General features: G+C 60.3%; 2 protein-coding genes and 1 pseudogene. All 3 read left to right on the plus strand.

Going from position 1 to position 2,765, the window contains the following annotated elements; all coding sequences use genetic code 11:
* Positions 1-257: pseudogene (locus WBF74_RS04005) on the plus strand (CtpF protein); the annotation flags it as partial.
* A gap of 13 nt (positions 258-270) precedes the next feature.
* Positions 271-1,719, plus strand: a complete 1,449-nt coding sequence (locus WBF74_RS04010) for a CpaF family protein (protein ID WP_424435523.1) — start codon at positions 271-273, stop codon at positions 1,717-1,719.
* 5 nt (positions 1,720-1,724) lie between these two features.
* Positions 1,725-2,714, plus strand: coding sequence for a type II secretion system F family protein (locus WBF74_RS04015; protein WP_424435526.1), 990 nt, complete (start codon positions 1,725-1,727; stop codon positions 2,712-2,714).
* Positions 2,715-2,765: the final 51 nt, after the last annotated feature.

Raw genomic sequence — 2,765 nt, forward strand, 5'->3', positions numbered from 1 at the left:
GCATGCCGAAGCGCCCGGAAATTCCCGTGAAGGACTTCGCAGAAGCGGTCGGCGCCGAGCCGACGCTTGTGCTGCCCTTCAATCCCGGCCTCTTCGGCACGGCGTCGAATAACGGCCAGATGGTCGAAGAACTCGATCCCAAGGGCAGGACAACGGAAGGCTTCCGCTTCCTTGCGAGCCAGCTTTGCGGCCGCGAAGCGCGTGCGCCGAAGCCCGCCCGTTCGTCTCTCTTCAGCTTTCTGTCCCGCAAGGGATAATCGGAGGTAGCTCGTGTTTGGCAGGCGTACAGAAGGACAGCCCGTAGCGCGCAAGCCCGCGCCGCCACCCCCTTCCGCTGATGCGCGGCCGGGAGTGCCTTCTGCTCCGGCAGCCCCGGCGCCCAAGCCGCTGCAGCCGAAGCCTGCTGCCCGCCCGGCTGCAGCCGTAAAGGCGACCGACCATCGGTCCGAAAACTATTACCAGATCAAGACGACGATCTTTAATGCGCTGATCGACACGATTGATCTCACGCAGCTTGCCCAGCTCGATGCGGAAAGCGCGCGCGAGGAAATCCGCGACATCGTCAACGAGATCCTGTCGATCAAGAATGTCGTCATGTCGATCTCCGAGCAGGAAGCGCTCCTGCAGGATATCTGCAACGACGTTCTCGGCTATGGTCCGCTGGAGCCGCTGCTCGCGCGTGACGACATTGCCGACATCATGGTGAACGGGTGTGACCGCACCTTCATCGAAGTGAATGGTAAGGTCGAACTCACCGGCATCCGCTTCCGCGATAACAGCCAGCTGATGAATATCTGCCAGCGCATCGTGAGCCAGGTCGGCCGCCGCGTTGATGAATCAAGCCCGATCTGCGACGCGCGCCTGCCGGATGGCAGCCGCGTGAACGTGATCGTGCCGCCGCTTGCGATTGATGGTCCGGCGCTCACCATCCGAAAGTTCCGCCGTGACAAACTCACCATGGCTGATCTGGTGCAGTATGGCTCGATCTCGCAGGAAGGCGCGGAGGTTCTCGGCATCATCGGCAAGGTGCGCTGCAACGTGCTCATCTCCGGTGGTACGGGTTCCGGCAAGACCACGCTTCTGAACTGCCTCACCGGCTTCATTGATGCCGATGAACGCGTCATCACCTGCGAAGACGCAGCAGAACTCCAGCTCCAGCAGCCGCATGTGGTGCGCCTCGAAACGCGGCCGCCGAACCTTGAAGGTCAGGGCCAGGTGACGATGACGGAACTGGTGCGCAACTGTCTTCGTATGCGCCCCGAACGTATCATCGTGGGCGAAGTGCGCGGCCCCGAAGCCTTTGACCTGTTGCAGGCGATGAACACGGGCCACGACGGCTCCATGGGCACGCTCCACGCAAACAGCCCGCGCGAGGCGCTGTCGCGTCTTGAAAGCATGATCACCATGGGCGGCTATCAGCTTCCCTCCAAGACCATTCGCGAGATGATCTGCGGGTCTATCGACATTGTGGTTCAGGCTGCCCGCCTGCGCGACGGCTCGCGCCGTATCACCCACATCACCGAAGTGCTGGGCACGGAAGGCGATGTCATCATCACGCAGGATCTCTTTGTCTATGACATCGAGGGCGAAGATGAGAGCGGCAGGGTCATCGGCAAGCATCGCTCCACCGGCATTGCGCGCCCGTCCTTCTGGGACCGCGCCCGCTACTACAATCAGCATCACGCTCTCGCCGCCGCGCTTGACCGCGCGCAGGGCTGATAGTCATGGATCAGACGACCCTGCTCATCATCGGCATCGCCTTCCTCTCCGCCATCTGCATTGGCGGGGTAGGGTTTGCCTTTGTCAGTGGCGAATCGAAATCGCAAAAGCGCGTCGCCCGAGTCGCCCGCGCAGGAAAGGCACGGCTCACGCCCAGCGAAAGTGATGCGCCGGACAACAGCGAAAAGCGCCGCAAGCAGGTGCAGGACACGTTGAAGGATCTGGAAGAAAAGCAGAAAGCGCAGAAGAAGCGCATTCCCATCCGCACGCGCATCGAACGCGCGGGCCTTGATATTGAGCCGCGCGTCTTCTACATCGCAAGCGGTGTTGCGGGCCTCATCGTGATGATGTTCCTGTTCATCGCGGGCATGTCCTTTTTCGTGGCGCTGATGGGCGGCTTTGTTGCGGCTTTCGGCTTGCCGCGCTGGTTCCTCTCCTATTTGCTGAAGCGTCGGCAGAAGGCATTTGCCGAGGAATTTGCAAACGCGATCGACGTGATCGTGCGCGGTGTGAAGTCGGGTCTCCCCGTGAATGATTGTCTGCGCCTCATTGCGGCTGAATCGCCCGAGCCGGTACGCAGCGAGTTTCAGGGGCTTGTCGAAGCCCAGCGTGTGGGCGTGACGCTTGAGCAGGGGCTTGAGAAAATCTATGAGCGGATGCCGCTGCCGGAAGTGAATTTCTTCCAGATCGTGCTCACCATTCAGCAGAAGACGGGTGGTAATCTTTCCGAAGCGCTGACCAATCTTTCGCGCGTGCTGCGCGAGCGCAAGAAAATGCGCGCCAAGATTCAGGCCATGTCGCAGGAAGCAAAGGCGTCAGCAGCCATTATCGGTTCGCTGCCGCCTGCCGTGATGCTGATGATCTATTTCACCTCACCTGACTATATGAGCACGCTCTTTACCACCTTCGCGGGCAACATGATCATTGTCTGCAGCCTGCTCTGGATGGGGATCGGCATTCTCATCATGAAGAAGATGATCGATTTCAAGTTCTAGGACGCGAAAGGCCGGAAAAGCAGAAATGTTCGAGTTCACGCAAAGCAGGTT

It is taken from the genome of Parvibaculum sp. (assembly GCF_049672805.1).
Taxonomy (GTDB): domain Bacteria; phylum Pseudomonadota; class Alphaproteobacteria; order Parvibaculales; family Parvibaculaceae; genus Parvibaculum.